The organism is Pseudomonas sp. P4_D7, from assembly GCF_056401755.1.
Genome location: NZ_JBFUIR010000033.1, coordinates 79,708 through 87,994, shown reverse-complemented (window position 1 = coordinate 87,994; position 8,287 = coordinate 79,708). Strand labels below are relative to the sequence as shown.

Sequence of the window (8,287 nt, the reverse complement as noted above, 5' to 3'; positions counted from 1 at the left end):
GAACCTGTGGGAGCGAGCCTGCTCGCGAAGGCGTATTCCGCCACACCGACAACCTTTCTGACGCCCCGCAAATTGGTCACCTGATCTTCCCGAATATTGGCCGTTTGAATGCTTAGCCCTGCGGACTACTGTGATCAGCAACACCCCGATCATCACAGGTAACCCGCCATGAAAGCCCTGCCCTTCTTCGCCGCTGCCCTTGCCCTGAGCCTTTGCACTTCGGCCGTTTTCGCCCACGACCCGTCGGAAAAAGTCACCGTCCTGCAAGACCAGATGCTGAAAAACGCTCCCGGCAAAAAAGCCATGATGATCGAGGTTGATTACAAACCCGGCCAATCCTCGATCGCCCACAAACACGACGGCACGGCGATGGCTTACGTGCTCGAAGGTGAAGTGATTTCCCAAGTGAAGGGCGAACAGGCGATTACCTACAAAAAGGGCCAGTTCTGGTACGAGCCTGCTGGCTCCGAACATCTGGTGTCAAAAAATGCCAGCAAAACCAAACCCGCCAAGTTGCTGGTGTTCATGGTGCTGGCCCCGGACGAACAAGTGTTGATCCCACTGAAAAACTGATGGCTGTTTAACCAGCCATAAATAAACGGGCGCAAATCGACGATTGGCGCCTTTTTATTTCCCGGCGTCATTAACCGCTGCGGGTTACAGCAAATGAAACTATTCAAAGGCCGTTAGCTCAGCAAATTGTCAGGTTGGCGGGTTTAGTCTGAATTAACGGTCGTGATTTACGACTTTTAAACTTTCCGACTGATGTTGTTTCACGGGAGAAACACCATGAAACTTGCCTTTGCCAGTGTACTGGCGATATCGGTTTTAGCTCTGTCAGCCTGTTCGGTACCCACCGCGCCCCAAGCCGTTTCCTCACTGGACACCCTGCTCCCCCATCCCACCGGCCGCAGCAGCGCCACTCAGGTTAAAAGCGGTCCCGGCGTGTCGCTCGGCGTGGTCTACAGCCCAAGTACCCAGACCAACCGCGAATACCTGCGCGACTATCAAACCAACGCCGGCACCGGTTTCGGCCAGAGCCTGTTGGTGCAACCGATCCATGACGCCTACGTCGCCAGCTCGAAACCGGACATGGCGGTGGAATGGGTCAACGCCTCGCTGCAGCGTCAGTTCGGCTCGGTGACGGTGTATCCGGACATGCAAAGCCTGCGTGCGGCCAGACCGGATGTGGTGGCGATCATCGATACCCACAACCAGTTGATCACTTCGCGCAGTTCCGACATCAAGGCCGACGTCAGTGCCGATTTTTATGATGCGCAGTTGAACTATATCGGTACGGCGAAAGGCTCCGAGGCAAGAGAGCTGACACCGGTGTGGGCGGACTTCAAGGGTTCGGAGGAAATTGTGGCGGATATTAACCAGCAGCAGGATGTGCAAGTTCGGGCGTTGCAGAAGTTTGACCAGTCGCTCAACAATTTGGTCGCCAGACCTTCGGACAAAGTTTCGATGCTGGATAGTAAACAGTCATCTAAGTTGTATTGAATGTAAGGGCCCTTTCGCGAGCAGGCTCGCTCCCACATTTGAAATGCATTCCACCTGCGGGAGCGAGCCTGCTCGCGATGGCGCCGCATCAGGCACCAAAAAACCCTCAGGCATAAAAAAGCCCCGGCATCTCACGATACCCGGGCTTTCTCGTTCAACCACTGCCCAAGCCGAGTAAAACTCGGCATTGGCAGCAAAGGCGAGATACCGCGCCCTCAAACTTCACACATATGCTCATCTGTCTACTGTCAACCCTGACAGTAGACCGTCTCGCCAAATTGGCTTCCAATAATCTGACTGTATTGATCTCTCGATCCCAGGTCGGTTATCGGCGTATGCAGAAACCACAGGTTTGAGGAGCAGGCAATGTCTAACATTATCAATAGCGCTAACGTGGAAGCTCTCGATCCAACTTTCGGATCTGATGATTCAGGCGTGAGTTGGTTAGAACATCCGGATGGCACCAATGGATTTGTGTGGGGCATCACCGTCGCGCCGGATAACAAACTGTTGATCGCAGGCAGAGCTGGAAAACGTTTCTCAATCGTGCGCTTGAAGACTGATGGTGGAAAAGATGCCGATTTCGGTGATCAAGGAAGTGTCATTGGTGAGTTCGCAGTCGGCGATCTATCAACGGGCATGGGCGTTCGCGTACTCAAAGACGAGACAATACTGCTTGAAGGGTGGTTCGAGTACGATCCTTCGACCCCACCGCTGCGTGGTTTGGCTCTCTTTGACGATAAAGGATTGCCCGTCAAGACATTTGGAAACGATGGGGTACTGATCGTTGATCCCATTTCGACACCCGCCTACCGATTATCCAATGAAGAGATCGCCAATAAAGACGCATCGGCGTCCCTCGAAGGTGGGCACTCCATTGAGTTGCCCGACGGCAAGCTGATGATTATCAGCAATCATCTATATAGCTTCAGCGACAATATCGGTTTATTAGTCAGGCTGAAAAAGGACGGTTCGCTGGACATGGATTTTCATGAAAAAGGCTATGTCGCTGTCCAGTATCTTGCTAATTACACAACGGCTACCTCACTGATAAGGCTCCAGGACGGATCGTTTACCGTTGGTGGAAGCACTCTCGTGAATGGCAAAATGATGCCGATGATTTGTCGCTTCAATGCACAGGGTGACATCATTAAAGATTTCGGAAACGAAGGCTTCGTTGTGATTGAAACTGATCAGCATCGTGGCGGTACAAGTCAACTTATAGAATTACCTGACGGCAATATCCTGGGGGTCGGTAGCACGTCGTCACACGCGATTCAAAGTGGCCTATTGTTTTGTATCGACAACAAAGGCGCATTGGTCTCTTACTTTAATCAAGGCGAGCCATTGATTACCTCATATCCACGGGCGCCGATGGGTATTCAATGGCATCAAGGTACCCTGCGACAGGGTAAGCACATAATGGTTATCGCTGACACCTTAGGAGAGGAAAACTCAAAAACGATCATTGCCAAGTTCGACCTGGACGGTGTTCAAGACATGAATTTTGCAGATAATGGTTTTTTGACCATTAATCTAACTGATGTTCTCGATTTAGGCGTATCCATAGCCACCCAAAATGATCAGATTATCGGGGCTGGCACTTCCTTGCCTCATGCCGATGGCGTACGCGGTTTCGCCTTTCGTTGTTCGGAACTGGTGTAAATAAGGAAAATGAAAAAGCCCCGCCTCTTCCGAGAGCGGGGCTTTTTCATTCAGCGCTTACTTACGCCAGTTCAGCCTCGGCATTCGCAGCCACCGCAGGCACTACCGCTTGCCCACTCAACGCCAGATCCAGCAGTTCACGGTTGGCCACGGCATACATGGCGTAGTCCGTGCCGCTTGCCGCGCGGATTTCCACCAGCATGGCGCGCCAGCGCGAGATCATGCTTTCGTGCTGTTCCATCCACAGCGCCAGACGTGCTTCCACGTCCTGAGTGCCGTCGCCCTGTTGCAGGACGGAGATGGTGATCGCGCGTTGCTGCCAGTCGACGTCATCACGGAACGCTTCACGGGCCAGGGCTTGCCAGTTGTTCTCAACCGGCAGCGCGCTGATCTGTTGCAGGTACCAGGTGATGTCCAGCGCACTGCCTACGGCGAAGTAGGCCTTGGCCACTTCGGCAGGGTTCTGCCCGGTCACGTCGGACGCTTCGATGATCGGCAGCAAGGTGTACAGGTGCGAGGTGCCCGCAACCATACGCGCCAGCAATTCCGGCACACCGGCTTCGACGTACGCCTGATAACGCGCCTGCCAGTTTTCACGGATTTCGCCGCTCAGCAGTTCGTCGAGCTTCAGACCCAGCTCTTTCAGGTGCGGACCGAAGTGCGCGGTGTCACGGGCAGCGTTCTGCTCGTTGCGACGGGCACGCAGGAACCAGCGCGTAGCGCGACGGCCCAGACGCATCAGCTCGTCCATCAGCTCCAGCTGTACGTCAGCGCTGACTTGGTAGTCCAGCGCTTCGATCTGACGGAACCAGTGCGGGAGGTGGAAGATGTCACGCACGATCACGTAAGCGCCAGCGACGTTCGCCGGGCTCATGCCGGTCGACTCTTTGAGTCGTTGAACGAAGGTGATGCCCATGTGGTTGACCAGGTCGTTGGCGATCTGGGTGCTGACGATCTCGCGCTTCAGACGGTGACGACGCATGGCTTCGGAGAACTTGCTGACCAGGGTCGGCGGGAACGCCGTTTCCATGTCGCGGGTCAGGTAATCGTCGTCCGGTACCAAGGAGCCCAACAGCTGCTCTTTAAGGTCGATTTTGCTGTACGAGATCAGTACCGACAGCTCAGGACGAGTCAGACCGTGGCCTTCGGCAATGCGCTCGTTGATCTGCTCTTCGGTCGGCAGGAACTCGATGGCACGGTCCAGCTTGCCACGGCCTTCCAGATCACCCATCAGACGCTTGTACTCAGCGATGCGTTCGTAGGCACGACGCGCCGCCAGGGACAGGGCCTGAGTCTGCTTGTAGTTGTTGCCCAGCACCAGGTTGCCGACTTCGTCGGTCATGCTCGCCAGCAACTGGTTACGTTGCTTGTCGGTCATGTCACCGGCCTGAACCACTTCGTTCAGCAGGATCTTGATGTTCACTTCGTGGTCGGAGCAGTCCACGCCACCGGCGTTGTCGATGAAGTCGGTGTTGGAACCGCCGCCATTCAGACCAAACTCCACTCGACCCAATTGGGTCATGCCGAGGTTACCGCCCTCACCCACGACTTTGCAGCGCAGCTCGTTGCCGTTGACGCGCAGTGCATCGTTGGCCTTGTCGCCGACATCGGCGTGACTTTCAGTGCTGGCTTTGACGTAAGTACCGATACCGCCGTTCCACAGCAGATCCACCGGCGCCTTGAGCAAAGCGTTCAGCAGTTCGGTCGGGGTCAGTTTGTCAGCCTTGATGTCGAAGCGTTCCTGCATCTGCGGGGAGATCGCGATGCTCTTCGCGCTGCGCGAGAAGATGCCGCCACCTTCGGACATGATGCTGGTGTCGTAGTCGGTCCAGGCCGAACGCGGCAGGTCGAACATGCGCTGACGCTCGACGAAGCTGGTTGCCGGGTTAGGGTTCGGATCGATGAAGATGTGCATGTGGTTGAAGGCAGCGACCAGTTGCAGCTTGTCGGACATCAACAGGCCGTTACCGAACACGTCACCGGCCATGTCGCCGACGCCGACAACAGTGATGCTGTCTTCCTGAACATTGATGCCGCGCTCGCGGAAGTGACGTTGTACGCCAACCCACGCGCCTTTGGCGGTAATGCCCATTTTCTTGTGGTCGTAACCGGCCGAACCACCGGACGCAAACGCGTCACCCAGCCAGAAGCCGTAATCGATGGCGATGCCGTTGGCGATGTCGGAGAAGGTCGCAGTGCCCTTGTCCGCTGCTACTACCAGGTACGGGTCATCGTCGTCATGACGCACGACGTTGGCCGGCGGTACCAGCGCGCCGTCTTTCAGGTTGTCGGTGATGTCCAACAGACCGGAAATGAAGATGCGGTAGCAGGCGATGCCCTCGGCCGCGATCTCGTCACGGCTGCCGCCCAGTGGCAGGCGACGCGGCAGGAAGCCGCCCTTCGCGCCCACCGGCACGATGACCGAGTTTTTCACTTGCTGGGCTTTTACCAGGCCGAGGACTTCGGTACGGAAGTCTTCTTCACGGTCGGACCAGCGCAGACCACCACGCGCGACGTTACCGAAGCGCAGGTGCACGCCTTCAACGCGTGGCGAGTAGACGAAGATTTCGAACTTCGGCACTGGCTTCGGCAGTTCAGGGATCGCGTGCGGGTTGAACTTGAAGCTGAAGTACGACTTGTTCTGGCCGTTGGCGTCAGTCTGGTAGAAGTTGGTACGCAGGGTCGCTTTGATCAGGTCGAGGTAACGACGCAGGATGCGGTCTTCGTTGAGCACCTGGACATCGTCCAGTGCGGTCAGAATCGCCTGTTCCAGACGCAGTTGCTTGTCTTCCAGATCGTCGTCGCTGAGCTTGCGCGCCAGATAGAAGCGGGTCTTGAACAACCGGGTCAGTTCACGAGCGATGTCGGTGTGGTTGTTCAAGGTACTGGCGATGTAACCCAAGTCGAAGCCCAGACGAATCTGCTTCAGGTAACGCGCGTAAGCACGCAGCAGTGCCACGTCGCGCCATGGCAGGCCGGCGGTCAGTACCAGACGGTTGAACGCATCGTTTTCGGCGTCGCCGCGAACGATGTGGACGAAGGCGTCCTGCAGGGTGTCGTTGAGTTGCTGGATGTCGAGGTCGAGGCCTTCAGCGGCAGTGAACGCGAAGTCGTGGATCCAGAACTCGCGGCCATTGGTGTGACGCAGACGGTACGGGAATTCACCCAGTACGCGCAGACCGAGGTTTTCCAGAATCGGCAAGACGTCGGACAACGCCAGCGGGGTGTCGGCGTGATACAGCTTGCAATGCAGCTCGCGCTGGCCGGAGACCTGACCGAGCGGCTGATAGAAGCTCATCACCAGCGGATTTTTTTCGTTGAGGCTCAGCAGGTGCTGCATGTCGACCACGGCCGAATGCGCTGCAAAACGCTCGCGGTAACCGGCCGGGAAGCCTTTCGGGAAGTCGGCCAGCACGTTGGTGCCGTGGGCTTCGCCGAAGCTTTCGACGGTCAGTGCGGCGTAGTCGTCCTGCCAGCTGCGGCACGCTTGTACGACTTCTTTTTCCAGCAGCACGGTGTCGATGTCGAGACGGTTTTTCGGGTCGACACGCAGGATCAACTGCACGCGGGCCAGAACCGACTCGGAGAAGAACGTCCAGAACTCGCAATCGGAAGCCTTCAGGCGCTCCATCAGCACTTGCTGGATCTTCTGGCGAACTTCGGTGGAGTAGATGTCGCGTGGCACGTAGGCCAGGCAGTAGCAGAAACGACCGTACGGGTCTTTGCGCAGGAACACGCGGATCTTGTTGCGTTCCTGGATCTGCACGATCGACATCACGGTGGTGAACAGTTCGTCGACCGGGGTCTGGAACAGGTCATCACGCGGCAGTACTTCAAGCACCTGCGCCAGTTCCTTGCCCAAGTGAGCCTTGGACTGGAAGCCGGAGCGACGCTCGATTTCTTCGACCTTGCGGCGGATGAACGGGATGACCCGCACGCTCTCGCCATACACCGAGGAGGTGTACAGGCCCATGAAGCGGTGTTCTTTGATGACTTTGCCGTCAGCGTCGATTTCACGGATCGACACGTAGTCCGGGTAGGCCGGACGGTGTACACGGCTTGGGTGCGCAGCCTTGGCGAACGACAGCAGGGTCGGTTCGCGCAGGTAGCTGACGGCGTAGTCTTCGATGCGCAGGTCATCGTAGGTCAGGCCGGTGCGCAGCAATTTGGTCAGGCCGAGGAAGGAGTTCTGGTCGTACTCGATGTGGCCGCCATCGGCCTGATCGGTAACCACGAATTCTTCGTAGCCGAGGAAGGTGAAGTGGTTGCCCACCAGCCATTCCAGGAAGCTTTTGATTTCGTTCTTTTCGTCGGCATCGACGGCGAAGGCGCTGTTGTCGAGCTGGGTGAGGATGTCCTGCACCTTGGCTTTCATCGGCTCGAAATCGGCGACCGCGACGCGGACTTCACCGAGAACCTGTTCCAGCTCTTTGCTCAGCACATTCAGTTCGGCCGCGTTGGCGCAGCGATCGATTTCCAGGTACATCAGCGATTCGTGCAACACGCCTTCGCCGGTGCTGCCCTTCGGCAGGATTTCCAGCAGCTCGCCCTTGCTGCCACGACGTACGCTGAGCACGGTGGTTTGCAGGGTGTGGATGCTGTAGCCGCGGCGGTTCAGCTCGGTACGGACCGAGTCGACCAGAAATGGCAGGTCGTGGTGCAGGACTTCGACCGCGGTGTGGGTCGACTGCCAGCCATGACGCTCGTAATCAGGGTTGTAGACGCGCACTTGCGGTTGCGCGTGATCGAAGCGCTCAAGCAGGCGCCACGCAGAAAGAGTACAGCCAGCGAGGTCGGAGAGGCGACGTTGAGTCAGCTCGTCCAGAGAAATGATGCCGAAGAATTGTTCAGCGAACAGCGCCACTTGTGGCAGTGCCTGTTCACTGATGTGCTGCGCCAGTGCCGCTTGCAGTTGGTGCTGGAAGTCGGCTTTGCTGGCTGCGGTGAAGAACGCCATCTGTGGTACTCCGCTTAAGCTTGTTATTGATGGAAAGCGTCGCGTGCAACACCCCTTTCGGGGCTTGTGTCGCCCTGTTCCTGATTCTCGGGCAGAGGAAACAGGGGGACAGGTGGGTGAAGCTGGACGGGACACTCAGGTCACATTCACCTTCCATAGAAT

At 57.0% G+C, this 8,287-nt stretch carries 4 protein-coding genes; 3 read left to right on the top strand and 1 reads right to left on the bottom strand.

Annotated features, from left to right (window positions below; genetic code table 11):
- Positions 1–168: 168 nt before the first annotated feature.
- From AC1DVF_RS20350 to AC1DVF_RS20340, 3 genes are all read left to right on the top strand, one after another.
- Positions 169–573, top strand: coding sequence for a cupin domain-containing protein (locus AC1DVF_RS20350; protein ID WP_116255707.1), 405 nt, complete (start codon positions 169–171; stop codon positions 571–573).
- A 216-nt stretch (positions 574–789) separates the two neighbouring features.
- On the top strand, positions 790–1,503 hold the full coding sequence (locus AC1DVF_RS20345) for an ATPase (RefSeq protein WP_477783049.1): 714 nt from the start codon (positions 790–792) through the stop codon (positions 1,501–1,503).
- 366 nt (positions 1,504–1,869) lie between these two features.
- Entirely contained in the window at positions 1,870–3,168 is a 1,299-nt protein-coding gene (locus AC1DVF_RS20340; RefSeq protein WP_460090630.1) for an NHL repeat-containing protein, read from the top strand.
- Positions 3,169–3,229: 61 nt separating this feature from the next.
- Here AC1DVF_RS20340 and AC1DVF_RS20335 read toward each other — a convergent pair whose 3' ends face one another.
- On the bottom strand, positions 3,230–8,125 hold the full coding sequence (locus tag AC1DVF_RS20335) for an NAD-glutamate dehydrogenase (protein ID WP_477783048.1): 4,896 nt from the start codon (positions 8,123–8,125) through the stop codon (positions 3,230–3,232).
- Positions 8,126–8,287: the final 162 nt, after the last annotated feature.